Here is a 25,600-nt window from a genome sequence, read left to right as displayed (position 1 = left end):
CGACCGATACAGCGTTGAGGGTGCGGGAAATGCCGTCCGCGCCAGCTGTAACAGACCACGAACGCGATCCATCTCACTCGCCCAATCCACAATCTCGCGGTACGTCGCATCCATGTGAACCCGCAAAAAGTGGAGCGTCACATGCTTCCAGCCGGGAAATCCGTGGCCAGTCGGATCACTCACCGCCGTTGGACTGGCGGCACAGCGCTTTTGAGCCAGCGACGCGGCTTGCTTAACGAAGCGGAAGAGGAGTTTGGACACATTCGGCTCTTCCGCTTCGCTTCCGCCTTCAGAGCGACGCAATCACGCCGCCATCTGCGGATTCAACAGAGCAGGCCGTTCGAAATGCAACAACTCCTCACCGAGACCGCTGCCGTCCAGACGCTACTCAACACCTTCCTGGGCGGGATTATCCTGCTGGTCTCGATCGTCGTCTCGATCAACTCGATCGTCCTCTCGTACGATATCATCTCTATCGGTGCACAGGAAGATCGTCTTCGGGGCACCCTCGAGTTCCGCACCGAATTAAGTCATCTGACAGACACCGAGTATACCACCATCGACCCGGCTACATTCCTCTCGATGATGGTCGGAGAGATCAACCAGCGAGCACACGAGTTGGAGACGGTTACAGAGGAACTTGAAGGGGACGATGCCGAGGAACTCAGAAACCACATCGAGACCATACTCCAGACCATCGAATACGTTGAGAAATCCGTCGAGGAAACGGGCGGGGGCGAGTTCAGTTCCCTGTGGCTTGGGCTCGATTTGAATCTTGGCCCATTGATGCAACGCTCGCGTGTATTACAGAGGGCGTATGCCGATGCCCTCTCTGAGAGTGGTGATGAACGGTTCGAGAGGCTTATCCGCGCGTTCGAACTGATCATAACCGGACGCCATTTTTTCAAGACGTTGTATTATAAACGAGAGTTCTCGATGTTATCACGAACACTCTTAATCGTCTCACTCCCGGCCATCTTGGCAACCGCAACCATGATTCTGGCTATAAACGCGAACATCCTCCCACAGATATTGATATTTGGCCTCTCACCGCTCCTGACGTTTGTGGCCGCCGCATTCACGATTGCTCTGACACCGTTCATCATCCTCACCGCCTATATGCTCAGGGTAGCGACCGTCACTCTGCATGGCACCGATACCGAGCCGTTTGTCCTCTAGTCCTGACCGATGCCATCGAGCAGTACGCAAAGTCATTCTAACGGCTAATTCACCCACTTTCAGGTGCAAATAACCCCTTGTGAATCGTTCTATGACACCCTCCACATAGAGTAGATGCTTACCCATCCGCATACCCGGGGGGCGGCGACACAAACGAGGATAAGAACCATCATATATGCCATAACGAAATAACGTGTATGACCAGTGTGGATTCCAGTGGTTTCTCTGTCGTTTTACCAGTTTTAAATGAGGCAGAGAACATTGAAGGGTGTCTTGATTCTCTTCTCCGTGCCTCGTTATCTGACGTGGATCTTGAAATTCTCGTAGTTGACGGGATGAGTGATGACGGTACGCGTGAAATCATCGACCAGTATTCCCGAAAGGATTCATCTATTCAGCTCGTCGATAACGAGCAACAGACGACACCAACTGGATTCAACAAAGGATTTGAGACTGCTTCAAATGGTGTTATCATCCTGATGAGTGGGCATGCTCAGGTAACTCCTAATTTCTTCGATCACATCCGGGAGCTGTTTGAGGAACGAGCACCAGACGCGGACATTGTCGGGTCCAGGGTTGATCCAGTCGCTGACGGATACGTTCAAACATCCATTGCAGGTGCGTTGATGTCTCGATTTGGTGCCGGCAGTAAACGGTTCCAAGCGTACGAGGGATATGTGGATACTGTGAGCTATGGGGCGTACAAACGGTATGTGATCGAGTCAGTCGGCAAGATGGATCCTGATCTTCCGCGTGGCCAAGATTACGAGTACAACAAGCGAGCACGTGAACATGGGTTCACAATTTACCAATCTGCGCAGAGTACTGTTCAATACGAACCCCGTTCGACATTTATCGGACTCTTCAAGCAAAAATTTGGGAATGGGCGAGGAAAAACTCGAATTCACCAACAGAGTAAGTCACAGTCATATCGTGGATTAGGATTGCATACTGCTGCACTTGTGTTGTTTTCACTCATTTTTATTCTTCCAGGAGCCACTTTGGCTCTTTCAATTCTTCCTCCTCTCTACGTTCTTGGAATAGTATTCACCGCCACAAAAGTCATTCAAAGAAATAATGAGTTTTCAAGAAAACATATATTCGGTATTGTGATTGCACTTACTATAATACATTCAGGATTCGTATCCGGATTCGTTACTGGACTATTAACCCCCCGCTAATTCACTGACATTAGACTTCCGCATAGCCAGTAAAGATCCAGGCTAATCGGGAGTCAATTCGGTCAAATAGAATTCGTTCAGCGCTATAGATTCGTTTCGTAACCCTATAGGGAATACTAAAAGGTGTGTAATTATCGATAACCGGGAGTGTATGGGAGATTAAACAGTGCCCCTCCATTTCGACGGTCGAAAATTTCTGTTCCAGTACGCTCAATAATTCCTTTGGATTAAACGGTTTTTCTCCCGGCGTATGAATCTCGGAAGGGATATACCGCCGACGGAAAACCGCTGGCGGATTAAATCGGCCCGGCTCATAGAACACAAATCTCCCCCCTTCAGCGAGTACCCGTTCAATTTCATCTAATCCGTCCGTATTCCAGTTCGGCAGGTGGTGTAAGACTGCGTGTGCAACAACAATATCGAACGAATCAGCATCAAATGGGAGATCCTCTCCATCAGCTCGTGCTAAAGTTAGTGCTCTCCCATACTTTTCCTTCGTATTTTTTAGCCTATTATGAGATAATTCTATTCCAGTAATATCTGAGCTTGGATGCAAATCTGAAAATTCCCCTGCGTGTTTCCCCTCCCCGACACCGATAAATAGAACTCGTTTATTCCCAGGTGCCGACTCAAGATTCTGCTTGAAGGCGGCTTCTGGTCCATCTTCGATTAATTGCTTATAGTGATCCGTATCCCAGAGCGAACCATATGACGGTCTAGTAGACTCAGTTTCATCATATGTCTCAATCTCTTCCTTTTTTGTTTCAGTATTACTCATATATTTAGCAATCCCCTGTAATTACCCGGCCCTGATTTATCACTATTCTGTTTCCTATCATGGTATTGGCAAATCCAATATTTCGATCGTGAACTAACGGGGATAGCAGTGCCATCAGATTAGATCATCGTATATTTGAACAAGCTTCTTGGCTTCGGATTCCCAACTGTACTTGGTTTCGACAAGTGACTGCATCTCGGTGGTGTCGCAGTCGCGTTCAAGCGCATTTTCGACAGCATTGGCCGTCGCTTCAGTATCTCCCTGTTGGACTACGTGACAATATTCATCTGGCATGAAAGCACTAACTGCGTCGACTGGAGTCGTAACAATCGGGAGTCCAGCATAGAGGTACTCAAAGAACTTTGTCGGAACACCTCCCTCGTAGTGTTCCACGTCTAGCAATGCGAGTCCGACATCTGCAGAGTGGAGATACTGGAACATATCTTCGTAGGCGAGGTAGCCCGGAAACTGAACATACTGACCCAGTTCATGCCGCTGAATATATTGGGCTACTTGTTGGTGGTTTTCATCTGGCCCCCATGCTCCGAGTACCCATAGCTCGACATCCACTCCACGTTCCAACAAAGTGTTGAGAAGATCGAGCATTCGATAAATCCCGCGAATCTCATGTATTCCGCCAACGTAACAGAGAACGTGCGTCTGCTCCCGTTCAACCGAATCAGCGGTGCGTTGTAATATCTCCGTTCGCGGGAAGTTATGTGCGACGACGACAGGGGTTTCTTGGTTTTGGAACGGAGCGGCAACCCAGTCAGAAACCGTTACAATCGCATCAAATCGGCTCACTGCACGACTTTCGATCTCCGGAACTAAGTACGAGAGAGGAGGAGAGATTGGATCTGGTATCCATCCCCGTGTTGTAACAACATGCCCGTAATCCTCGTGGACATCATACACTACTGCTCCATCGGTCGACTCGGCAAGGTAGAGCCCGACCGGTATTAATTCCGGGTCGTGGAAATGGTATACCTCTGCATCCAGACGTTTCGCTATGCGAGCAGCTTTCGGAATGTGTCGCCAGCGATCAACTCGTGTCGAAGCAGACCCGAGATTAAAGAAGTCAATACCGTTTTGGCTTTCTGTCGGTGTATCATGAGCAAGGATACCAACGTCGAAGCCTGCCTCTGATAGACTGGTCGCTTCCTTGTCGAAGATTCTTGTATCGGTTGGGCGGTGAGCAGTCGTCAAATGTAGGCCATCCATTGTTATGGATTATGTACAGAAAGTAAATAACTGGTGTGATATAGGCGCTTTGCAATGTCGTATATAATTGAATTTTTCATAAAATGTTTGGCGAACTCACATCGTTCTATTCGGCGTGAAGTAGTGTTGTTATGCCGAAGTTCTTGAACAGCACCGGGAAGTTTGTTTCATACCCTCCCTTGATCGGCAATGACCGGCTTTTGGGATCGCTAATTTCCGGTAAACCGATGAGGGGCGTACTGTTAAGAATAATATGCTTGATCTGGGAGCGCAATTATTGTGTCGTCGTCTGCGTCGAGAAAGCGGGGTCTATTTTCCATTTTATCCATGAGGTTGGATTCCGGGACTCATATCGAACGACTTAATCCACCTGTAATCCATACGCATTATAACTCTCTGGATGTCCGATCAACTATCCCTAATCGAAAAGCTTGGTGCCGCTAAACGCGTAGCACTTTTCCGTCCGATATTCTCTCTCGGAATTATTCTTTTGAGCGTCATTGCTGCTTTATTCGAAGGGATCGGATTAGGATTCCTTCTGCCCATCATCCAGCAAGCACGGGGAAACGGTGAGGTGAGTGGGCTTGCGGAGGGGTTCGTTTGGGCTTACGAGCTTGTCGGCGTTCCGTTCACGCTAGAATACATTATCGCCGGCGTAGCACTTGTCATGACTTTGCGGTACACTGCATCATTCCTCGTCGCTTGGCTTCGCGCAATGATCCGCGTTCAGTACGTGCGAGATATTCAAACACGAGCCTTCGATAGTGCATTGGACGCCCGTATTGGGTACTTCGACGAGCAGGGATCGGATGAGATTCTGAACGCGATTGTAACACAGTCCCGAGAGGCAGGAAACGCCATAATGCGCCTTGTCCGCATCGTCGAACAAAGCATTCTGAGTCTGATGTACGTCTCCGTTGCACTGTACCTCGCCCCGGTGTTGACCCTCGCTGCCGGCGCTATTCTGGCTGTGTTGACGTACCTCGTCCGTTATCGATTCGAGTCCGGGTATTCGGTCGGTGACCGGGTAGCGGAAGCGAACGAGCGCGTTCAGGAGGTCGTACAGGCTGGGACACAGGGTATCCGGGACGTGAAACTGTTTGGCCTGTCCGAGAAGTTCTTCAACCGTTTCGAGGATCAGGTCGGAACGTTCGCACGCTCAAAAGTCACCCTTCGCCGGAATCAGGCAGCGATCCAGAACCTCTATCAGTTGACCACCGCAGTCACCGTCTTTGTGCTCATCTACTTCGCACTCGAGTTCTCGTCCCTGTCTCTCGCCGGACTCGGTGTCTTCCTGTTCGCCATGTTCCGTCTCTCCCCGCGCATCAGCAATTTGAACACCTGGATCTACCGGCTCGAGGGGGACCTCCCGCACCTCCTTCGAACCGAGCAGCTAATCGCCGAGATGCAGGCCAGTCAGGAACCGATTGGTGGCGATACAGCGGTGCCGTCACAGGTCGAGCGAATCGAAGCTGACTCGCTGGATTTCTCGTACGACGGCGACGAACAAGTCCTTGACGACGTCTCTTACTCGGTCGAGCGCGGTGAGTTCATCGCGTTCGTCGGTCCCTCTGGTGCTGGGAAGTCTACGATAGTGTCACTGCTGGCGCGGATGTACGAACCGGACTCTGGGGAGATTCGCGCGGACGGAACCCCAATTGAGGAGTTCGACTTGACGGAGTGGCGGGAACACCTCTCGGTGGTTCGCCAGAACCCGCACATCTTCAACGACACGTTGGAGTACAACGTCCGGATCGGCAACCGTGATGCTTCCCGTTCGGAGATCGAGCGTGCGTGTGAACTCGCGTGCGTGACTGAATTCCTTGATGATCTCCCGGAGGGGTACCAATCAACTCTCGGCGACGACGGCGTTCGCTTGTCGGGCGGCCAAAAACAGCGTGTGGCACTAGCTCGTGCACTCGTACGAGATGTGGATTTCCTCCTACTTGATGAGGCAACGAGTGACCTGGACACGAATATTGAGGAAGATGTTCACGATGGCATCGAGTCACTGGACGCCGACCACGGGCTTGTCGTCGTTGCTCACCGACTTTCGACTGTTCGGAACGCTGACCGTATCTACACGATGGTGGACGGGCGCGTAGAGGAAGTCGGGACACACGAAGAACTACTTGAAGCGGAGGAAATGTATGCGGAGCTGTATTCAACAGATAGATAACCACACGGGGGAGAACTCGAATCTATATTCCACAAAACTATGAAAATTCTAATGATTACTAATCAAAAGTACGAGCCAGATATTCGAATCAGGCGGGAGGCCGAGGGACTGGTAGAGGCAGGCCACGAGGTTCACGTTGCCTGCAAGGGCCAGTACAATAGCGAGCCAAGTGGAGAGCTCAATGGCGTGGAAATCACGCGAATCTGTGCTAATTCGAAGATTCTCCACAACATCGCTGAGCGTGTCTACGCTGCGACATTGTTTCAGCCAGTCTGGTTACTAAAGCTTCGGGAAATCTTAGAGAACGATGCATACGACTTGGTCTATTATCACGACATCGAACACGCCAAACTTGCCACAACGCTTGCAAATTGGTACAATTTACCAGTAGTGGCTGACCTTCACGAGATGTACCCTCAATCAGCAGAGCTATGGCGGGAGTCGCTATCACTCACTTCCCGCTTGGATCCAAAGGTTCTTTTCACTCCTAAATCGAGACTAAAAAGACTTGAACGGTTTGCGGTCACTCACGCAGATGGGCTAATAACCGTTAGCGGTGAATTGCTTGATTATTTCATCGAACGATATGATTTTGAGGGTATCTCTGGAGTCGTTCGAAACGTTCCTGACTTGGACCGATTGGATCGGATGGAGGTCGAAGACTTAGATTACGAGGACGACTTTATCATCTCCTACATCGGGGGATTCACGCCCCAGCGCGGAATTGGGATAGCAATCGAATCAATGCCTCAGATCCTTCGTTCTGTACCCGATGCGAGACTTTTGCTTGTCGGCGACGGGGAGAAGAATTTTGTTTCTTCGCTTCAAAGACAATGTGAAGAGTTGGGAATCTCTGATAGGGTGGAATTTACTGGTTGGGTTGATTTCGAATCTGTAAGGACGTATTACGATGCTTCAGACGTTACTCTTGTACCGGACTCATCAGACTACGCACTCCCGAACAAATTTTTCCAATCGATGGCATTTCGAACTCCAGTCGTTGTGAACAATCATCCCTCTATGCGACGAATCGTAAATGAGTATGAGGTTGGATTGACTTTTAATGAAGAAAAGCAGTTGGCTGAAGTTTTGATTGATCTTGCTCAATCTCCGGAGACCGTCTCGGAAATGGGGGTTCAAGGGCGAGATCTCGTCGAGCGGCGCTACAACTTTGAACAGGAGAGCAAAACAATTGACCAGATAGTTCGTACTGTTGCACAGTCGAGGGGCTCATCCAGTAATACTTCCCAGCATATACACAATTAGTATTGCTACGATAAACTCTCCGAAGGTAAATAGAGACAATAGTGGCCAATTGCCAAATATCACCAGAACAGGGGCGATGACCGGCCCATAGTCCAATATATTGGTAATTGAAGTATTAACAAATAAGAGCATCGGGCCAACTAGGATGAGGTGCCCGAACATCCCGGACTTCAACGCCAGCGAATCGTATACGTATAGGGCAATTGCGACTAGTACCCCTGAGAAGATTATACCCAAGAATCCGAATGCACCGAACCCACTTGCAATGAAGCTGCCATTAGCGTGGGTACTTGAGTGAAAATATGTATCTCCTATAATATTTGCCATACTTGTCGGGTAGCTTTGTTCAAAGAAATAGTAGGCGTACGGTAGGATTTGCTCGTTTGCCTTTGGATGACTAAGGAAGAATTCAAAGTAGAGGCCACTGATCATTCCTGGGGTAATAACAAGGCGTTCAAAGAAGATTGATTCAAACAAAGTGGTTCCAAAAATACGCGATACTGGTGGGATAAGTGCGACAAATATAAACACACCAGCTAAACACTCCGCATAAAGGTTCCTAAAACGAGAAAGAACTACATAAAGACCGACGATGCCTAGAATTAATGCAATGGCTGAGCGGTGTCCTCCAACCGAGTATACTGTAATCTCACCAAGTATCCCGAAGCCGATATAGAACGGATTGCGCCAAATTAGACCCATCGCTACTACAGACGGAAAAATAATATACATTGCTACTGAAATTAGTTCCAGTACTCGACCTGTCGCTTGTTGTTTGTACATCTCTCTGGCTGCGTATACCTCGGTGAGGGCTGGCACATCAAGCACTCGCTCTATTCCGAAGGTGTGTAGTATAAGGAGAATACAGAACAAGGAGGCAATAAGCAATATCAATGAGGGGGTACGCTTTCTAAGCCGAAACTGCTTCACATCTGGATATATTGGGGTAATTCTGAACGACAGAGATATAATCGAAAATGTAGATAAAATAACTAAATTGAAAGTAATTAAGGTAGAAAAATGTACATTTGTCAGGTAAAACGGAATTGAAACAGATGGAACATAAAGTGCGTAGTAGAGAAAGGAGTACAAGCCTTTGGACGGGCGATCGATTTTGGTTGGCAGCAATAGGACGGGAACGACTGCAAAGAGTACAACTACAGCTATATACTCGATTGGTACAAACCTAGGACTATACTCAAGTGTTCCGACGGAAAGGTAAGTCTCCACCGAATAAATGTAAGAAATCACATATAATGTTGATAGGGAACTCACAGTCCAGCTGCTCTCCCACGACTCCATGCGCTCCTTTGCGGCGGTTAAAGTAGGAAATTTAGATTGGGACATCATCATCATCATTTCAATCGGCACGTATTTATACGTAATGTCCTTCGATCCATTTGTGCCGAAGCGAGTATTACTAATCGGATACCATTACCCTCCGGAAGCCGGGGTTGGTGCGATACGCATTGCGAAATTCGCTAAATACTTGCCAGATAGATGGGATATTCACGTGATTACTAGCCAACCAAACCACAATGACTATTCTTCTGGAATTTTTGATAGGGATGGAGCGACGATTCATAGAGTGCAAGAACCTTTTGATGGATTTGAGAACAACTTTGACAATATTCGATGGTCGGCGCCAGTCACCTGGGAAGTTTATAATCTTCATAAAAATCTTAACTTTGACTGTATCTGGCAAACTGGAAACCCATTTCTCCCGCTACTCACAGTCTTTATTTGCAATAAATTAATTGATACTAATTTTATCGTCGATCTACGGGATTCGTGGACTCTCCATCCATATATCGATTTAACTACTATTTTCGGGGATTTTTATGGGAAAACATCACGGATCCTCGAGCCACGTGTACTTCGAGCTGCGGACGCCATAACAGTGGCAACAGATGGAATAAACGAAGCGTATGCTAACTCGTATCCTGAAATGAAAAGCAAGCTGTATACGGTCGAGAATGGGTATGACCGTAATGATTTTCCTAAAGTCGAGACTGAACCGAGGGAGGGATTCGATGTTGTCTATGTGGGAAAATTCAGTGATTTTCGGGATCCAGAGCCCTTCCTGAAGGCGCTTTCTGATATTCAATCCCAGCGCAACGTATCGTTCGTCCACGTCGGTAATCCGGAGAAGCATGTCGAAGATACTGTAAGACGGTATGACTTGGAACAGAGCTACGAGTGCACGGGATACGTTGGGCGAAACGAAGTAGCACGGTGGATTCAGAGATCCGACCTCGGGCTAGCCGTTTCTGGTGGATCCCCACAGGAGATGACCACGAAAATATTCGACTATATAGCGTGCAAGACGGCGATTTTGGGATGTGGTCCTGAAGGGTCAATGACGGAGGTAATTGAGCGGTTTGAATTTGGATACGTAGCCTCCAACGAGACAAACCAAATTAAGAATACACTTTTAGAAATCATTGAACAACAACCTGCTTCTTTAGGTGATGGGCCTTATGACGAGTACACTCGTGGAAACTCTGCTCAAGAGCTCGAAAAAATAATTGAGAATATTGATGGATGAGAGTTCTATTGTGGTGATTGTAGGATGAACGTGTCATGAATATCCTCATTGTTTCGCACCTGTATCCTACCCCGGCTGATTCTGTATCTGGAATATTCGTCCACCAGCAAGCCCAGGCACTACAGGAAAGAGGCCACACTGTCAGGGTTATTTCACCGACCCCGTACATTCCGAGTGTACCACAGCTACCGGAGCGCTGGGCGCGATTTCGAGATACCCCCGACCACAGTCGGATCGACGGAATCGACATATCCTACCCGAAGTACCTCTCGCTCCCATCTCGCCACGCGCTCCCTTTCGTCGCGAAAAGCGTTCGTCGAACCGTCGACAGCACCATCTCGAAACTCAAGTCCAGTACTACCTTCTCTCCCGACGTGATCAACGCCCACGTACCACTTCCAGACGGCTACGCGTGCCTTCCGGCGGCTCGACGATTGGAGACCCCTCTAGTGACGACTGTTCACGGAGCCAGTATTCAGGTAAACAGTGAGAACCGGTTCTGTCGTCGCCAAATTCAGGCTGTATTCCAGTCATCAGCAGAAATCGTATTCAACAGCGAGGTTCTACTTGGGAAGGCGAAAAAACACTTCGATGGATTGAATCATGCCAAGGTCGTTCCAAACGGCGTTCCGTTAACGAAGCTAAAGTCAGCTTCTGCAGCCAAACTACCGGATAGCTTCTCCGAGAATCGCATGGTTATGACCTCGGTGGGCTCTCTACAACTAACGAAAGGGCAAGGGGATGTCTTTGAGGCTCTACAGGATCTTCCGGGAGATTCACGGCCGAACTATCTCCTCATCGGGGACGGACCCCAGCGAGAGGACTTAGAACAGAAAGCTACAGATCTCGACTCACCAGTTAACTTCGCAGGCAACGTCTCGCACGAAGAGGTATTTTCGTATCTCAAATCCACGGATATCATGGCACTTCCGAGTACCGAAGAGGCGTTCGGAATCGCGTATATCGAGGCGATGGCCTGTGAATCTACTGTTATCGGCTGTGAGGGTGAGGGACCATCTGAATTCGTCGAGAATGGAGAAACCGGCTATCTCGTGCCACCGAATGACCCGATGGCCATCACGGACATTCTGACCGACCTCCTTGACAACCCATCGAAAGTACGGCAGATTGGAAAGAACGCCAGCGAGTACGTCCGGAACAACCTCACGTGGGCGGAAAACGCACGGAAGAACGAGGAAATCTACCACTCGGCGACTAATCAATAACCTACGACGCTGAATTATTCACCGTAACGTTCGAGAACTCATTGAATCTCCTGACTGGGCTCCCGTCACCATACTGCTCTGCGTCGAACGTTGATTGCGGTGGATTCGCCAGTGCTGCTCGAATCGGGTCTTGGGCAGCGTCGACGAGGACCTTCTCCCCGGCGTTGACCGTTTCCGGCCACTCGGTTTCCTCCCAGAGCGTAACACATGGCACGTTGAGGAAGAACGCTTCCTTCGGGATGTCGTCGGGAGCCGCGATGATGATGCGACGGTCGATTGGAGAGTTATGGATGTTATAAGTGGGTTTCCAGAGCCATTCGGACCTCTCTTGCAGCGTTCCCGTCCCCGTACGGCTCTGGTTTCTGGGCGGGCTGCTCCCAGTCACGTTCTAATGCATCACTGATTTCGTCGTAGTCTGCTCCCACAATCGTGTTCCATCCGGCATCTACTGTTTCGACCCACTCCGTTTCGTCACGCATCGTTACGCAGAACGTATCGAGGAAGAATGCCTCTTTCTGGATTCCACCGGAGTCGGTGGCGACGCGCTCAGCGGTGTCGATTAGTCTGATAAAGTCGACGTAGTCGAGTGGATCCACGATTTCGACGCACTCGTTTGCGAACTCCCACATCTCGTATTCTCGTAGACGTGATTCCGTCCGTGGGTGAATCGGAAGTACGACAGGAAGCTCGGCGTCACGCAGCGCCTCAAGAATTGATCGGAGGCGATCTCGTTCATCGGTATTCTTCGCTCGATGGACTGTACTCAGAATGAATTCATCTGGGTCCAGCGACAGCCTATCAAGCACGTCTGACGTTCCTGCAGCCCGTTCACGGACCTCAAGAACGGCGTCATACATGACATCTCCCGTCGTAACAGTCCTTTCTGACTGTCCCTCGTCTTCGAGACAGTTGACGGCATCAGGGCTAGGCGCGAGGAGCAGGTCGGAACCGTGATCTGTGAGGATTCTATTGATTTCTTCGGGCATCTCGCGGTTGTGGCTACGGAGCCCGGCCTCAACGTGTACAACTGCAGGATCAAGTTTTGACCCAGCGATTGCTCCAGCTAGTGTCGAGTTTGTGTCCCCATACAGCAAGATTGCGTCGGGATCTTCTTTTTGGATCAGGCGCTCTATTTCGATAATCATCTCCGCAGTCTGTTCTCCGTGTGGCCCGGAACCTACGCCGAGATTATAGTCCGGCTCTGGAATACCGAGTTTGTCGAAGAATACGTCGGAGAGTTCTTCATCGTAGTGTTGACCGGTATGAACGAGTACCTCTTCGTGCTCTGTGCGGACTTCTTCAGAGACGACGAACGCCTTGACGAACTGAGGACGGGCACCGACGACTGACAGGATTTTCACTGGATCCACCACCAGGACCGCGGCTGATTGAACATCATCTATCAGGAATCACTAAGTTGGTCTTCTTTATCGTGTCGGTCTACTCTATTCGGGCTCCCAATCGACTCGTTCTCCAAGGAATCGAACGTCATTCCCTCTTCTGGGTGCCAGTTATCAGCTTCCCAGTCAGTAACGAGTAAGGTACCATCACACGTTTGGACGACGAAATCCCGTTCGGGAGTGAATACCTGAACGATCGTTCCCGGTGGTTTATCGAATACGAAGTCAGTTGAGAAAGGCTGAGCTTCCCAGAAGAACACTCGCTTTCCTTCGTACTCGGTGAATGCACCTGGATATGGCTCAGCCACAGCTCTGATGAGCCTATCAATTACCTTCGTTGGATCCTTCCAGTTTATTGCTCCATCCTCTGGCCGACGCTTCGGGTAGAAGGTTGCCTTCCCTTTCTGAGGGGTCACGTCGAAACCCTCCTCTAAGCCACTTCTTAGCTCGTTCTCAAACATCTCTTGGGCAGCCACAATCAACTTGTAGTACATTGTCTTGATTGTGTCCCGATCGGTGATATCGAACTTTTTCGTGGTAACAAGCCCACCAGAATCAGCACCTTCGTCAAGGTGTAGAACGGACAAAAGGAACCGATCAAGATCCTCAATCAAGGACCAGTTCATCGGAGAGCGCCCGCGACCCGCCGGAAGGCCAAATGCGCTTCCATGGAGTCCCAGCGCACCACGTCTGAAACTACTCAGAACTTCCCCTGGAATCAACCGCTGCCAACCATGAACAATCATCACATCCCCTGGATTGTTCTTGTAGTGCGCAACGTCGGCAGTGCTTAAGGAATACTTGTCCGGGGTGTATACCTTGATTCCCTCTTTTGCACAATAGTCCGACCAATCAAAGTAGCCGGCAACGCCGTATTGTTCACCTTGCTCTGGAGTGAGCGTCAGTACCTCATCAACGGGTACCAGCTCCTCATGAATATACTGCATCAAATCAAATCCGGATTCAGTACACCCCGCGTATACAACTCTATTATTCTGTATGCTCATGATATACAACCTTGTACTGGGGCCTGATTAGCATTTTCTCCTCGTCCTAATCGGACAATTCATCGTCTAAGTACTGCCGAGATACAAATTGATCAACAGATTCTATCATATCATCAACTGTTTCATGGATGCATTCCTCAAACTGTCTATCGTCTTCTCCCCAAAGCCCCGGGTGAACAAGAACTTGCCCCTTCTCCGGATATCCTGATTCAAATGGGGGATCTTCGCGCCACCGTTGATTTGAGTCTCCCCTATAAGGGATGTCGGAAAAGAACCGTTCTTCGTATGTGCTAACGAATCCATCGAAAGATCGGCGTAAAATCCATTCGGGTGGAATGTGGAACGAGACAGCCTTGATCGGGGAGCCCGTGACAATATTCAAAACCCTTCTTTCATCCTTAATCTGCTCAACCAACTGTTCCTCTCCTGGATCGCGGTCGTAGTACTGGTGTGTGCTAAAATGCAGGCCGATATTATGTCCAAGTGACTGAATATGCGAAATCCGTTCCCGTGATTTAGTGTGGAGAACGTTGTATAGCTGGCTGGTTAGTAATATGAAGTAGGTAGATTGAACTCCTTCTGACGCTTCAATTTCGGCCATTGTAACAGCTTTTTCCAGCGATAAGTCGACATCGTGGCGAAGTAAAATCTCACCATCTTCAACATCATCTCCATATGTACTAAATTCAAACCCTTTTTCCATTAACTCCCTAAGGAATTGGCGGTAGCGACTATAGGTGAATTCATACTGTGTTTGGCCACCTTTGATCTGATTACTTGGATCCTCAGTCATAGGTTACCCTCAGATTCAAGACCACTTCCGATCGTATAGATGCGATGCTTATCGTTATCTACGGACATCGATTGGCGTCCGTTGATAATAACCATCGGGTCAAATGCAGTCCAATCAATTTCAGTGAATTCCTCGTGAGCAGTAACTATCACCACTGCATCGAGATCCATCCTCAAAATATCGGACGTCGGAAGAACCTCTCCTCCAAAGTCGCCCATTTTTTCATCATCTAATACTGGATCGCTAACAAAAACCTCCGAGCCAGCCTTTACAAGTTGATTGATAATCGGCCCTGCTGGTGTCGCACGTGTCTCTGCCACCCCTGGTTTGTAGGCGACACCTAATACAAGAACGCGTGATCCTTCTAAGGACTCCCCGACACTAGCAAGTTGGTCCTGAAGACAATCAATAGTAAATTCTGGCATTCTATCGTTTCGCTCTCGAGCCAATCGGAGGAGGGGAAAGTCCCCCTCAAGCCAGTTCATAACAAAATATGGATAATACGGGATACAGTGTCCACCGACCCCGACACCCGGCTCATGTACGTTAATGAATGGGATGGTACTGGCCGCACTCGTCACTTCCCTGAAATTGACCGGTAGGTCATCTGCCACAGAAGCTAATTCATTTACTAATGCAATATTCACATCTCGGTACAGTCCTTCCGTAATCTTCACCATCTCCGCTGTTGTTGCATTTTCAACTCTAATTACACCAGCATCATTAATAGACTCATATACGGCTTGAGCAACCCGTGCACTAGCTTCATCAATTCCACCGACGACCTTCGGGTATGCCCCGGTGATGTCCTTGATTGCTCGTCCGCTCGAAGTCCGCTCTGGACAGAACGCTAGCCCAAACTCTCCCCGGTTTAATCTGCTAGCTTCTTCTAATAATGGAAGAATTTCGTCCCGACAAGCCCCTGGCGGGACAGTAGATTCGATAAAAACGACATCACCAGCATCAATTTGCGCTCCAACCTTTTTGAGTAAAGACTTTAGGATAGACAGATCCGGATTCTGATCATCATCAAGTAATGTTGGAACGATAGCGACATGAATTTCTGATTCAGTCGCAGCCGCTTTGATATTAGTAGTCGCACTCAGTGAACCTTCCCTGACAGTCTCCTCAACAAGTGCTGAAAGTCCTGGCTCTCCGGAAATCGGGCAATCTCCTGCCTCAACTGCGTTGACGACCTCTGGATCAATGTCTACCCCAATTACATTCGAGCAATTCTCCGCATAGACTGCTGCGAGTGGTAGTCCCATCTTCCCGAGTCCATACACCGCAACAGGAATCTCACCCGATTCGAATACTTTCGTTCTGTCTTTGGTAGTGGCGTCTAAATCGTATAACGTGCTCATTCTTGTACCTTCACGCCTGCTTTTTTGTCAATCTCAGTCACAAGCTCAAACGCACGGAGCCCGTCAGATCCGCTTACTGGCGGTCTTGTACCGTTTTGAACTGCCTCAAGGAACTCACTCAGTTCCACTTTAAGTGGCTCGTTGTTATCTACCTGCGGACGTTCAATAACGCTTTCATGACGATACTGTACTCCTGAATCATGCTTCACGAACTCCGGTACCGAACGACGGTAAATGTCGATCGTCTTGTCGAGATAATCTACCTCAATGAAGTTCTCCTCGGTCGTAATCTGTAGCTTCCGAACCTTCCGCTGGGTGAGCCGACTTGCAGTCAAGGTTGCCACGATGCCGGATTCAAACTGGAGTGTCGCCGTCGCATATCTGTTGTCGCGTGTCCCTGCACTCTGGACGGTAGTCGGCTCATCGCCAGCCAGAGAGAGGACAATATCTGCATCGTGGATCATCAGATCGATGACCGCATTGTCGTGTATCTCACGCTCTGGCGGCGGCCCTAAGCGTTCGGCATGAATAGCGACAATGTCCTCCTTGTCTACGACCTTGTCCAGTGCTGTTACGGCCGGATTGAATCGCTCAATATGCCCAACCTGAATGAGCACATCGTTTGATCTTGCTTCCTCAATTAACTTCTCACCCTCTGATTTAGACGCAGCGATTGGTTTTTCGATGAGAACGTTGACGCCGTGTTCGATACAGGTCATCGCCGTTTCGTAGTGGTACGGCGTCGGCACCGCGATCGATACCGCATCAATGTGCTCTACAAGCGTCTGGATCTCTATCGCACGAGTACCGTATTCTTCTGCGATCTCAGATGCCCTTTCAGCATCAGCGTCTGCAACACCAACTAACTCTACCTCGTCCAACTCTTCGTACACTCGAACGTGGTGTTGGCCCATACTCCCAACGCCGATAACGCCTACTCGAATCTGATTTTCAGTCATCTTAGAACTCGTTTACTGCCGCAACAATCTGTGAAACCTCTTCCTGCGAAAGTGCTGGGTGCACTGGAATTGAAACGACTTCATCAGCAACCCGTTCAGCTACCGGGGCAATAGCATCAAACTCCTCGTACGCGGGCTGCTGATGTATACATGTCGGATAGTACACTTTCGCCCCAACCTCATTCTCGTGGAGATGGTTGAGGAACTCATCTCTCTCCTCCGTTAGGAGCGTATACTGATGGTACGCATGTGTCCGGTCGGGCGGCACAATCGGGGTACGTACCGAATCTGTCTCAATTTCCTCCATAAATCGTTTCGCATTCGCCTGTCGCTTCGACAAGTATCCCGGTAACGATTGGAGTTGTTCACTCCCCATTGCGGCCGCGATACTCGTCATTCGGAAGTTGTGGCCGACGCGGACATGTTCGTATCCGCCTTCTGGGGGTCGACCATGGTTCACGAAGCTTTCCGCCCGGTTAGCGACTGCCTCATCGTCAGTTGTAAGCATTCCGCCCTCGCCAGTTGTCATGTTCTTCGTCGGATAAAACGAAAAACACGCTACGTCGCCAACCGATCCCACTCGTTGCCCGTCATACGTTGCACCGTGAGCCTGCGCACAATCCTCAATTAATTCGAGGTTGTGCTCCGCAGCGATATCAGATAACGCATCCATCTCGCAGGGCAGCCCATACAGGTGTACCGCGAGAATCGCATCTACGTCTTCACTTTCGACGATCTCCCGAACCGAGTCTGGATCAAGGTTAAACGTCTCACGAGAGATATCTGCAAAAACTGGCTCTGCTCCCGCGAGCCGAATCGCATTACTGCTCGCGATGAACGAGAATGGCGTCGTTACAACCCGGTCCCCTTCACCGATCTCTAAGGCTTCAAGCGCAGTATGAAGTGCGGTCGTCCCGTTATTGGTCGCGACTGCGTGTGACGTACCACAGTAATCTGCGAACGCTTCCTCGAACTCGCGGACCCGCGGTCCATCAGCGATCATACCGCTCTCAATCACGTCGCCAACGTTCTCGATTTCTGACGGACCCAGATCGGGATTTGCTATGGGTATCAAATTTCGTTTTCCCCTTGGAGAGATTCCGGTAATTCTTCGTGTTCGGCCGGTGTTCCGACTGCGAGAGTCTTGGGTGGTACATCCCTAGTGACTGTCGCTCCCGCTGCCACGAACGCTCCCTCCCCAATCGTTAGACCCGGTAGGATCGTCGCATTCGCGCCAATCGACACCCCGTCTTTCACTGTCGGTCCTTCAAGCGGGACGTCATTCCGGACAGGATATCGATCGTTCGTAAGGACTGCGTTCGGACCAAGGAATACGTTGTCCCGGATAGTCGTGTTACTCGGTATGTAGACATCTGTCTGCATACTAACTGACGAACCGATTTTACTTTCCCCGTCAATAACCGTATTCGTTCCGACCACAACGTTATCGCCAATTACTGTATGTTCTCGAACTAACGCGTTGTGGCCTGTGGTAAACCTGTCTCCGATATGTACGTCGTTGTATATTATCGTCCCCGCCCGAATCGTTGCCCCAGATCCAACCTCTGGCTCAGTGGACTCCTCGTCGTATTCGAATCCGAGTGACGCATCTGGATGCACCTCGATTCCGTCTTCACTGGTGTCACTCATTAATACGATGTCCGCAGCCAACCCTTTTGGCTGTTTCTTTATTCGACTCAGCCACTCGAACCCGGACCGCGACCATCAACCACCAAGCCCATCACCTCCCCCAGACTCGACATTGAGACGACCACATACGAATCTATCTCGTTGGCGGACGATCGTCTCATTGCCGGCCGCTCCTGGTCGGCCAACCGTTACAAGGCGACGATCACACCCATGTCTGCGACGACCTGCATCTACGAGTCCGCGAGTTCCTCGGCCGCTTCGTCGACGAACCCCTCGTCGAGCTGCTCTTTGAGCACGCGGAAGTTCGCCGCCTCCTCGTGGCCGACAACGGATTTGAGCTCGTCGAAGCTGATGGTGTCGTCGTAGTACGCGTCCGCGAGTTCCTGTTTGAGCTCGTCGTCGTGACTGGCGTCACGCAGGTACTCCCGGAGCGCCGAGAGGATGATCGACGTCCGGTCCGTCCCGAGCACTGTCGCCAGCGTGTCCGCCTGCTGGACGACGCTCTCGGGCGCCCGAAACTGGACGCGCTGTTTCTCCCCCGTTTCCGAACTCATGTGTGTACATTGTGAGCCACACGGGCAAAGACCTATCGCCACAACGCGAAGCCTGCAGCACGGGATCCGGATACGTCCCGGTTCGAAGTCGACAGACCCATCCCGACCCGCGGAAACGCTGAGGTATGCCCACTGCACTCGTCACCGGCGTCTCGGGGTTCATCGGATCGAATCTCGCCGAGACGCTGCTCAACCGCGGCTACGACGTCCGTGGCGTCGACAATTTCGCGACCGGGCGCGAGCAGAACCTCGATCCACTCCAGAACGAGGGAGCGTTCACGTTCCACGAGGCGGACATCCGTGACGCGGACGCGATGGCCGACGCCACCGACGGCGTCGACTACGTGTTCCACCAGGCTGCGGTCCCCTCGGTCCCGCGGAGCGTCGACGACCCCGTCACGACCACCGACGCCAACTGCACCGGCACCGCGGCAGTCCTGAACGCGGCCCGCGAAGCCGATGTCGATACGGCCGTCGTCGCCTCCTCCTCGTCGGTGTACGGCTCGACCGACCGACTCCCCAAAGTCGAGTCGATGGAGCCCCAACCAGAATCGCCCTACGCGCTCTCGAAGTACTACACCGAGAAGCTCGCGCTCCAGTTCAGCGACCTCTACGACATCGACACGGCCGCGCTCCGGTACTTCAACGTCTTCGGCCCGCGCCAGGACCCCAACGGCGACTACGCTGCGGTCATCCCGAAGTTCATCGACCTCATGCTCGACGGCGAGCGTCCCGTCATCTACGGCGACGGCGAGCAGTCCCGCGACTTCACCTTCGTCGATAACGCCGTCCAGGCGAACATCCTCGCCGCCGAGGGCGACGTCACCGGCGAAGCGTTCAACGTCGGCTGTGGCGGCCGCGTCACCGTCAACGAACTCGTCGACGCCCTCAACGACCTGCTCGGCACCGACATCGACCCCGTCTACGACGACCCGCGTCCGGGCGACGTGCACCACTCCCACGCCGACATCTCGAAGGCCGAGAAACTCCTCGACTACGACCCCGAGGTCGACTTCCGGGAAGGCCTCGAACGCACGATCCCCTACTATCGCGACTAACCCACGTCCCTTCCGGAACCGTTTTGCCACTCTGCCCAGCAGACAAACCCAACATGAACGGTGATCGCCTCTATGGAACTCCTTGACGACGAGGGCAACCTCTTCGGCGTCGTCAACGTCGTGGATGCACTCGTCGTGCTGTTCGTCCTCGCGGTCGTCGCCGCGGGCGCAGCGTTCGTCCTTCAGCCTGAGCCCGAACCCGCACCGGAACCCGACGTGGGAACCACCCACGTCACCCTCGACCTCGGCACGCAGCCGGACTACCTCGTCTCGGCTATCAACGAGGGCGACACCCACGACGCAGGCGGGGAAAGCCAGCTCACGATCACCGACGTCTACCTCACCCCGCAGGGCGACCAGACCCGAGTCATCGTCCGCGCGGAACTCCGCGGCATCGCAAGCGGCGACAGTATCGACTACGCGGACGCGCCCCCGCGTCTCGGCCGCGCGCTCGACATCGCCACGAGCACCTACCAGATTAGCGGCCGCATCCGCGCCGTCGGCGGGAACGACTCCCTCTCGACCGAACAGACGACCGTGGTCCTCAGCGACACCATGTCGGCCGCCAACGCTGCCGAGGTGACCCAGGGCGACCAGATCCGTCTCGCCGGCCGCACCGTCGCCACCGTCGAGGACGTCGCCGTCTACGCGACGAACGACCCGACCCTGCGCCGCGTCGTCGCCGAAGCCACCCTAGAGACGTACACGCAGTTCGGCGAGCGCCGCTTCGGCAACACGCCCGTCATGCCCGGCCAGACGGTCACGCTCCCGGCGAGCGACTACACTCTCGATGGGCAGATCGACCGCGTCGGTGCCGGCCTCGAACGCGGGAGCGCCGACGTGCTGATTAAGGACATCGTCGACGTCGAGACCGCCGACCGCATCACCGAGGGCGACGTGGCGACGGTCGCGGGCCACGAGACGGCGACCGTCGAGTCGGTCACGAGCTACGCCACCCGGAACCCCGACCGGAAGCGCGTCGTCGTCGGGCTCTCGCTGGAGACGCTCACCCAGGGCGAGCGCGAGCGTTTCGGGGCGACGGCGGTCCAGCGCGGGAACGCCATCACCGCCGACTTCGGGAGCTACGAGCTCGGCGGGACGATCGAGCGCGTCGGCGCGCTGGAGCCACGCGGCGCCGTCACCACACGGACGGTCACGCTCCAGATGTACGAGGTGCGCAACGTGATGGCCGACGCCATCCAGCCGGGCATGACCGAGCGCTCGGGCGGGGAGACCATCGCCCGCGTCACCGATGTCCAGACCGACCCCTCGCTCATCATCACTACCGGGGAGAACGGGAGCGTCAACGTTGTCGATCATCCGTACAACCGGCAGGTGACGATCACCGCCGACCTCCGCGTCCGCGAAACGACGTCCGGGCTCACGTTCAAGGGCGAGTCGATCCGGCAAGGCTCGCGGATCGTCATCGACCTCGGGACGATCACCGTCGAGGCGACGGTCGTCGGCATCGGCAGCTGATCGCCTTGACTTCCAGTACCGAAACCGACATCGGCCCCCAGCGAATCGTTCAACACGATGACTGCCCAAGACTCGCGATTACCCGACTCGCTCGCAACACGACTGGAGCGTGTCAGCCGCGTCCTGGACAACTCCCACCTTATCGGGGCTGCTGAATCCGTCGCCGACCGGACCTCCACGTTCGTCAAGAACTCTTGGCTCTACGAGTGGCTGACAGCCGAACCGGAACCTGAAGTCGTCGTGATCGACCTCCACAAGACCTGGACGGTCGGCCCATTCATCAAGATCCTCGACTGGGCGATCGAGACGGCGGCACCGTGGTACCGCGAGTCGACGCTCAAACGTGGCGTCGACGCCGTCGTCGCGCTCGGCGAACGCGCTGCCGAGACCCGTATCGGCGAACTCCTGATCGCGCTGCTCGAACCGCCTGAGCCCCCCGCAGAAGACGAACGGGAGCAGAAACGCGAGCGCGATGGCGATAGGCGGACGAAGTAGGGAAAACTGCTTCACCACGAATTCATAACGAATTCACAGGATGGGGAGAACCGCAATCCCGGTCGACGACGACACGAAGGAGACCCTCGAGAAGCTGAAGCGAGAGGGCGAAACGTGGGACGAATTTTTGCTGCGAGTCACGCGGGAGGAGGAACCCATAGTGTTCAGTTCGTGGTCGGAAGACGAGGCCGGCGAGGCGATGAAGCGGCTCCGTGAAGGTCGAAAGCGATTCGATTGACGCCGACAGAAAGCGGAACTACCGACTACTCTACGGTCACGCTCTTCGCCAGGTTCCGCGGCTTGTCGATACTGCGACCCAGCTTCTTCGCGACGTGGTAGCTCACAAGCTGTAACTGCACGTTCGCCAGCACGGGCGCCAGCCGCGGATCCGTCTCGGGCACCTCCAACACCTCATCGGCGTACCGCTCGACGTCGGTCCGCCCGTCAGTCACAGCCACGACGGGCGCATTCCGCGCCTCGACCTCCTTCACGTTCCCGACGGTCTTCTCCGATCCCGTCTCCCCAGTCACCACCGCGAACACCGGCGTGTTCCCAGTTACCAGCGCCAGTGGCCCGTGCTTCAACTCACCGGCCGGGAACCCCTCGGCGTGCTTGTAGCTGATCTCCTTCATCTTCAGCGCCCCCTCCATCGCGACCGGGTAGTCGTACCCGCGGCCGATGAAGAAGTACGCGTCCGAGTCGACGAATCGCTCGGCAACCTCACGCGCGTTCGTCTCGTCGAGCACCGTCTGCACCTGCCCGGGCAAATCCCGCAACGCGCTCACGAACTCGTGACTCGTGTCGCCGTTGCCCATCACAGCCGCGACCATATTCACCGCGAGCACCTGCGCGGAGAACGTCTTGGTGGCGGCGACGCCGATCTCTGGACCGGACCGGATGTAGAGCACGCCGTCACACTCCCGGGAAGCCGTACTCCCAACCACATTGGTCACCGCGAGCGTGTCGACGCCGCGGCGCTGGGCGTCCCGAAGCGCACTCAGCGTATCGGCGGTCTCCCCGCTTTGGGTGACGCCAATGACGAGCGTGTCGTCGTCGTGCGGCGGCGGCGAGGTGACGTACTCACTGGCGACGAACGCCTGGGCGGGCACCCCCTGCGAGCGGAACAGCTCCGCGGCGTACAGCGCCGCGTGGTAGGAGGTCCCGCAGGCGACCAACTGAATCGACTCAGCGTTCTGAACAGCCGTCGCGATGTCGTCGCCGAGGTCCACCGTGCCCGAGAGTTCGTCGACGCGCTCCTGCAGACACTGCCGGAGCGCCCGGGGCTGCTCGTGGATCTCCTTGAGCATGTAGTGGTCGTAGCCGCTCTTGCCCGTCTCCTCGGACTCCCAGTCGACCGTCCGCACGTCCTTCTCGACCGACTCCCCCGCGAGCGTCGAGACGGCCCACCCGTCGGAGGTGAGTTCGGCCACCTCGCCGTCCTCGAGGTAGACGACGCGATCCGTGAACTCGAGGAACGCGGGCACGTCGCTCCCGAGGTACGTCGCGTCGTCGGCGACGCCGAGCACCAGCGGCGAGTCGTTCCGGGCCGCGTAGACGGTGTCCGACCCCTCGAGCACGGCCGCGATGGCGTAACTCCCCTCGAGTCGCCCGACTGCCTTCCGGAACGCCGTCTCGAACGACGCCCCCTCGGCGCGCTGAGCCTCGATCAGGTGCGGGACGACCTCCGTGTCCGTCTCGCTCTTGAACTCGTGGCCCGCGTCCATGAGCTCCGTCTTGATCGACTCGTAGTTCTCGATGATCCCGTTATGGACGACAGCGACTGTGCCCGTGCAGTCCATATGGGGATGGGCGTTCTCGTCCGTCGGCGCCCCGTGGGTCGACCAGCGCGTGTGCCCGATGCCGACAGTTCCGGGAAGGGACTTGCCAGCAAGCGCCTTCTCGAGCACGTCGAGTTCGCCCGAGCGCTTCGCGACCGACAACTCGCCACCTGACACGGCGACGCCCGCGGAGTCGTAGCCGCGGTACTCGAGGTTCGAGAGCCCCTCCAGAAGCACATCGAGCGTCGCGTCCCCGCGACCGACGGCGCCGATGATGCCGCACATTCAGCGCACCACCTCCGTGTCCCGATCCACGCGACCCGTAATGTGCGTCCCGACGCCGAGCGTCGCCCCTGTCCCGACGATCGCACCGGGGTCGAAGCTCCCAGCCCCTTCAACCGTGACGCGATCAGCGAGCACGGCGCCGACGGACTGCCCCTCGACGACGTGCCCGGCGACGGGGATGTCCGCGGCGCCGCTCGGTGCGACCGTCCCCGCACCGATATCGACGGCGCGGCCGGCGACGACCTCGTGTAGCGACGCGTTGGCGCCGACCCGGGTGTCCACGTCGAGGACGGACCGGGAGACGGTCGCGTTCGCCCCCACGGTCGCGTTCCGGCCGAGCGACGTTGCGGGCCCGACGACCGCGTTCGGCCCGACGACGGCGTCCGCGCTGATCGCGACGGGCGGCCGGAGCACTGCCGAGTCGTGGACCCGTGCGGAGTCGGCGACCCAGACATCGTCCTCCTGGGCGACGCCCTCGATCCAGCCCGCGTCGAGCAGGCGCTCGGCGACGGTGAGCAGGTCCCACGCGTACGTGGCGTCGACCCAGAGCCCCTCCGTCCGGACGGCCTGAATCGACTCGGTGTCCCCGTCGCCGACGACCCGTTCGAGCGTCGTCGGCAGTGACAGCTCGCCATCGGTTCGCGGCGTCGCGTCGAGCGCCTCGAACAGCCGTTCGTCGAACGCGTAGACGCCGGCGTTCAGCGGGTAGTGCTCGTCGGTAGCCGGATCCTCGAAGAGAGCCGACACCGTCCCGTCGGCGATCGAAACGGTGCCGTACTGGGCGGCATCCGCGTGTTCGATCGCGCCGAGGGCGCCGAAGGCACGCGCTGGCTCGTAGGCGTCCCGCACGTCGACGACCATCTCGGGCGCGACGATCTGGTCGCCGTTCAGCACGAGGAACGGGCCGTCAACCGCACCTTTGGCCTGCCGGAGCGCGTGACCGCTCCCGAGCTGTTTCTCCTGGGTGACGTACTCGATCGGCGTGTCCCGATACGAGTTGCCGAACTGGTCGCGGATGTGGTCACGCTCGTAGCCGATGACGACGACGATCGAGTCCACGTCGGCGGCGACGACGGCGTCGAAGACGTACGAGAGGATCGGACGGTTCGCGGCGGGAAGCATCGGCTTGGGCCGTGACTCGGTCAGCGGCGCCAGCCGCTCGCCCTCCCCGGCCGCGAGAACGACAGCATCCATGATGGA

The 25,600-nt window shown here is 54.1% G+C and carries 24 protein-coding genes and 1 pseudogene; 10 read left to right on the top strand and 15 right to left on the bottom strand.

The window, feature by feature from the left end; all coding sequences use genetic code 11:
• Nucleotides 1-261, bottom strand: a pseudogene (locus BMZ83_RS17125) (IS5/IS1182 family transposase); the annotation flags it as partial.
• 84 nt (nucleotides 262-345) lie between these two features.
• On the opposite strand from BMZ83_RS17125, the gene BMZ83_RS13930 reads away from it, so the two are divergent.
• Nucleotides 346-1,179 (top strand): hypothetical protein, encoded by an 834-nt coding sequence (locus BMZ83_RS13930; RefSeq protein ID WP_074879907.1) that lies wholly within the window; start codon nucleotides 346-348, stop codon nucleotides 1,177-1,179.
• Nucleotides 1,180-1,376: 197 nt separating this feature from the next.
• Nucleotides 1,377-2,360: a glycosyltransferase gene (locus BMZ83_RS13925; protein WP_074879891.1), complete on the top strand. Its 984-nt coding sequence runs from the start codon at nucleotides 1,377-1,379 to the stop codon at nucleotides 2,358-2,360.
• Between the two features lie 10 nt (nucleotides 2,361-2,370).
• On the opposite strand, the gene BMZ83_RS13920 is transcribed toward BMZ83_RS13925, so the two are convergent.
• The gene (locus BMZ83_RS13920) at nucleotides 2,371-3,138 is read right to left on the bottom strand and encodes a class I SAM-dependent methyltransferase (RefSeq protein ID WP_074879888.1); all 768 of its coding nucleotides are present in this window, start codon (nucleotides 3,136-3,138) and stop codon (nucleotides 2,371-2,373) included.
• A gap of 114 nt (nucleotides 3,139-3,252) precedes the next feature.
• The gene (locus tag BMZ83_RS13915; RefSeq protein ID WP_074879885.1) at nucleotides 3,253-4,359 is read right to left on the bottom strand and encodes a glycosyltransferase family 4 protein; all 1,107 of its coding nucleotides are present in this window, start codon (nucleotides 4,357-4,359) and stop codon (nucleotides 3,253-3,255) included.
• Nucleotides 4,360-4,759: 400 nt separating this feature from the next.
• On the opposite strand from BMZ83_RS13915, the gene BMZ83_RS13910 reads away from it, so the two are divergent.
• Both BMZ83_RS13910 and BMZ83_RS13905 read left to right on the top strand, forming a co-directional pair.
• Nucleotides 4,760-6,538 carry an ABC transporter ATP-binding protein gene (locus tag BMZ83_RS13910; RefSeq protein ID WP_174955788.1) on the top strand — a complete coding sequence of 593 codons (1,779 nt, stop codon included), beginning with the start codon at nucleotides 4,760-4,762 and terminating at the stop codon, nucleotides 6,536-6,538.
• 51 nt (nucleotides 6,539-6,589) lie between these two features.
• Nucleotides 6,590-7,804 (top strand): glycosyltransferase family 4 protein, encoded by a 1,215-nt coding sequence (locus BMZ83_RS13905; protein ID WP_074879879.1) that lies wholly within the window; start codon nucleotides 6,590-6,592, stop codon nucleotides 7,802-7,804.
• On the opposite strand, the gene BMZ83_RS16530 is transcribed toward BMZ83_RS13905, so the two are convergent.
• Nucleotides 7,769-8,623, bottom strand: a complete 855-nt coding sequence (locus BMZ83_RS16530) for a hypothetical protein (protein WP_143076983.1) — start codon at nucleotides 8,621-8,623, stop codon at nucleotides 7,769-7,771. The genes BMZ83_RS13905 and BMZ83_RS16530 overlap by 36 nt on opposite strands.
• 565 nt (nucleotides 8,624-9,188) lie before the next feature.
• Here BMZ83_RS16530 and BMZ83_RS16115 point away from each other — a divergent pair.
• Entirely contained in the window at nucleotides 9,189-10,352 is a 1,164-nt protein-coding gene (locus BMZ83_RS16115) for a glycosyltransferase (protein ID WP_166623260.1), read from the top strand.
• Nucleotides 10,353-10,387: 35 nt separating this feature from the next.
• Nucleotides 10,388-11,578, top strand: coding sequence for a glycosyltransferase (locus tag BMZ83_RS13895; protein WP_074879874.1), 1,191 nt, complete (start codon nucleotides 10,388-10,390; stop codon nucleotides 11,576-11,578).
• Nucleotide 11,579: 1 nt separating this feature from the next.
• On the opposite strand, the gene BMZ83_RS17390 is transcribed toward BMZ83_RS13895, so the two are convergent.
• From BMZ83_RS17390 to BMZ83_RS13850, 9 genes are all read right to left on the bottom strand, one after another.
• Nucleotides 11,580-11,963, bottom strand: a complete 384-nt coding sequence (locus BMZ83_RS17390) for a UDP-N-acetylglucosamine 2-epimerase (protein WP_074879871.1) — start codon at nucleotides 11,961-11,963, stop codon at nucleotides 11,580-11,582.
• On the bottom strand, nucleotides 11,872-12,939 hold the full coding sequence (wecB, locus tag BMZ83_RS13885; RefSeq protein WP_074879904.1) for a non-hydrolyzing UDP-N-acetylglucosamine 2-epimerase: 1,068 nt from the start codon (nucleotides 12,937-12,939) through the stop codon (nucleotides 11,872-11,874). Before wecB ends, BMZ83_RS17390 begins: the two co-directional genes overlap by 92 nt.
• Nucleotides 12,940-12,980: 41 nt before the next feature.
• On the bottom strand, nucleotides 12,981-13,985 hold the full coding sequence (locus tag BMZ83_RS13880) for a methionyl-tRNA formyltransferase (RefSeq protein WP_079990204.1): 1,005 nt from the start codon (nucleotides 13,983-13,985) through the stop codon (nucleotides 12,981-12,983).
• 46 nt (nucleotides 13,986-14,031) lie between these two features.
• Entirely contained in the window at nucleotides 14,032-14,778 is a 747-nt protein-coding gene (locus BMZ83_RS16525) for a polysaccharide deacetylase family protein (RefSeq protein ID WP_074879863.1), read from the bottom strand.
• Complete coding sequence (locus BMZ83_RS13870) at nucleotides 14,775-16,142, bottom strand: nucleotide sugar dehydrogenase (RefSeq protein WP_074879859.1); 1,368 nt, start codon at nucleotides 16,140-16,142, stop codon at nucleotides 14,775-14,777. Before BMZ83_RS13870 ends, BMZ83_RS16525 begins: the two co-directional genes overlap by 4 nt.
• A complete protein-coding gene (locus tag BMZ83_RS13865; protein ID WP_074879856.1) occupies nucleotides 16,139-17,101 on the bottom strand; it encodes a Gfo/Idh/MocA family protein in 963 nt (320 codons plus the stop codon). The genes BMZ83_RS13870 and BMZ83_RS13865 overlap by 4 nt, the downstream gene beginning before the upstream one ends.
• Nucleotide 17,102: 1 nt before the next feature.
• On the bottom strand, nucleotides 17,103-18,176 hold the full coding sequence (locus BMZ83_RS13860) for a DegT/DnrJ/EryC1/StrS family aminotransferase (protein WP_074879853.1): 1,074 nt from the start codon (nucleotides 18,174-18,176) through the stop codon (nucleotides 17,103-17,105).
• Complete coding sequence (locus BMZ83_RS13855; RefSeq protein ID WP_074879851.1) at nucleotides 18,173-18,751, bottom strand: acyltransferase; 579 nt, start codon at nucleotides 18,749-18,751, stop codon at nucleotides 18,173-18,175. Before BMZ83_RS13855 ends, BMZ83_RS13860 begins: the two co-directional genes overlap by 4 nt.
• Nucleotides 18,752-18,981: 230 nt before the next feature.
• Nucleotides 18,982-19,305 (bottom strand): hypothetical protein, encoded by a 324-nt coding sequence (locus BMZ83_RS13850; protein WP_074879849.1) that lies wholly within the window; start codon nucleotides 19,303-19,305, stop codon nucleotides 18,982-18,984.
• A 125-nt stretch (nucleotides 19,306-19,430) separates the two neighbouring features.
• Between BMZ83_RS13850 and BMZ83_RS13845 the strand changes: the two genes are divergently transcribed.
• The 4 genes from BMZ83_RS13845 to BMZ83_RS13830 all read left to right on the top strand — a co-directional run bounded on the left by BMZ83_RS13845 (nucleotide 19,431) and on the right by BMZ83_RS13830 (nucleotide 22,575).
• Nucleotides 19,431-20,363, top strand: coding sequence for an SDR family oxidoreductase (locus BMZ83_RS13845; RefSeq protein WP_074879846.1), 933 nt, complete (start codon nucleotides 19,431-19,433; stop codon nucleotides 20,361-20,363).
• 72 nt (nucleotides 20,364-20,435) lie between these two features.
• On the top strand, nucleotides 20,436-21,842 hold the full coding sequence (locus tag BMZ83_RS13840; protein WP_074879844.1) for a DUF4330 domain-containing protein: 1,407 nt from the start codon (nucleotides 20,436-20,438) through the stop codon (nucleotides 21,840-21,842).
• 57 nt (nucleotides 21,843-21,899) lie between these two features.
• Nucleotides 21,900-22,337 carry a hypothetical protein gene (locus BMZ83_RS13835; RefSeq protein WP_074879841.1) on the top strand — a complete coding sequence of 146 codons (438 nt, stop codon included), beginning with the start codon at nucleotides 21,900-21,902 and terminating at the stop codon, nucleotides 22,335-22,337.
• Between the two features lie 40 nt (nucleotides 22,338-22,377).
• Nucleotides 22,378-22,575, top strand: coding sequence for a DUF7557 family protein (locus BMZ83_RS13830; RefSeq protein WP_074879838.1), 198 nt, complete (start codon nucleotides 22,378-22,380; stop codon nucleotides 22,573-22,575).
• Nucleotides 22,576-22,600: 25 nt separating this feature from the next.
• Here the strand turns inward: BMZ83_RS13830 and glmS are convergent, their stop codons facing one another.
• Both glmS and BMZ83_RS13820 read right to left on the bottom strand, forming a co-directional pair.
• Nucleotides 22,601-24,400 (bottom strand): glutamine--fructose-6-phosphate transaminase (isomerizing), encoded by a 1,800-nt coding sequence (gene glmS / locus BMZ83_RS13825; RefSeq protein WP_074879835.1) that lies wholly within the window; start codon nucleotides 24,398-24,400, stop codon nucleotides 22,601-22,603.
• Nucleotides 24,401-25,594 (bottom strand): sugar phosphate nucleotidyltransferase, encoded by a 1,194-nt coding sequence (locus BMZ83_RS13820; protein ID WP_074879831.1) that lies wholly within the window; start codon nucleotides 25,592-25,594, stop codon nucleotides 24,401-24,403.
• Nucleotides 25,595-25,600 lie beyond the last annotated feature (6 nt).

It is taken from the genome of Halolamina pelagica (assembly GCF_900115675.1).
GTDB classification, from domain to species: domain Archaea; phylum Halobacteriota; class Halobacteria; order Halobacteriales; family Haloferacaceae; genus Halolamina; species Halolamina pelagica.
This window is presented reverse-complemented; position numbering and strand designations above follow the sequence as displayed.

Bases quoted from the DNA above. Each gene is read 5' to 3' on its own strand.
- BMZ83_RS13930 (WP_074879907.1), top strand. From the start codon at position 346: ATGCAACAACTCCTCACCGAGACCGCTGCCGTCCAGACGCTACTCAAC.
- BMZ83_RS13925 (WP_074879891.1), top strand. From the start codon at position 1,377: ATGACCAGTGTGGATTCCAGTGGTTTCTCTGTCGTTTTACCAGTTTTA.
- BMZ83_RS13920 (WP_074879888.1), bottom strand. From the start codon at position 3,138: ATGAGTAATACTGAAACAAAAAAGGAAGAGATTGAGACATATGATGAA.
- BMZ83_RS13915 (WP_074879885.1), bottom strand. From the start codon at position 4,359: ATGGATGGCCTACATTTGACGACTGCTCACCGCCCAACCGATACAAGA.
- BMZ83_RS13910 (WP_174955788.1), top strand. From the start codon at position 4,760: ATGTCCGATCAACTATCCCTAATCGAAAAGCTTGGTGCCGCTAAACGC.
- BMZ83_RS13905 (WP_074879879.1), top strand. From the start codon at position 6,590: ATGATTACTAATCAAAAGTACGAGCCAGATATTCGAATCAGGCGGGAG.
- BMZ83_RS16115 (WP_166623260.1), top strand. From the start codon at position 9,189: ATGTCCTTCGATCCATTTGTGCCGAAGCGAGTATTACTAATCGGATAC.
- BMZ83_RS13895 (WP_074879874.1), top strand. From the start codon at position 10,388: ATGAATATCCTCATTGTTTCGCACCTGTATCCTACCCCGGCTGATTCT.
- BMZ83_RS13880 (WP_079990204.1), bottom strand. From the start codon at position 13,985: ATGAGCATACAGAATAATAGAGTTGTATACGCGGGGTGTACTGAATCC.
- BMZ83_RS16525 (WP_074879863.1), bottom strand. From the start codon at position 14,778: ATGACTGAGGATCCAAGTAATCAGATCAAAGGTGGCCAAACACAGTAT.
- BMZ83_RS13870 (WP_074879859.1), bottom strand. From the start codon at position 16,142: ATGAGCACGTTATACGATTTAGACGCCACTACCAAAGACAGAACGAAA.
- BMZ83_RS13865 (WP_074879856.1), bottom strand. From the start codon at position 17,101: ATGACTGAAAATCAGATTCGAGTAGGCGTTATCGGCGTTGGGAGTATG.
- BMZ83_RS13855 (WP_074879851.1), bottom strand. From the start codon at position 18,751: ATGAGTGACACCAGTGAAGACGGAATCGAGGTGCATCCAGATGCGTCA.
- BMZ83_RS13850 (WP_074879849.1), bottom strand. From the start codon at position 19,305: ATGAGTTCGGAAACGGGGGAGAAACAGCGCGTCCAGTTTCGGGCGCCC.
- BMZ83_RS13845 (WP_074879846.1), top strand. From the start codon at position 19,431: ATGCCCACTGCACTCGTCACCGGCGTCTCGGGGTTCATCGGATCGAAT.
- BMZ83_RS13840 (WP_074879844.1), top strand. From the start codon at position 20,436: ATGGAACTCCTTGACGACGAGGGCAACCTCTTCGGCGTCGTCAACGTC.
- BMZ83_RS13835 (WP_074879841.1), top strand. From the start codon at position 21,900: ATGACTGCCCAAGACTCGCGATTACCCGACTCGCTCGCAACACGACTG.
- BMZ83_RS13830 (WP_074879838.1), top strand. From the start codon at position 22,378: ATGGGGAGAACCGCAATCCCGGTCGACGACGACACGAAGGAGACCCTC.
- glmS (WP_074879835.1), bottom strand. From the start codon at position 24,400: ATGTGCGGCATCATCGGCGCCGTCGGTCGCGGGGACGCGACGCTCGAT.
- BMZ83_RS13820 (WP_074879831.1), bottom strand. From the start codon at position 25,594: ATGGATGCTGTCGTTCTCGCGGCCGGGGAGGGCGAGCGGCTGGCGCCG.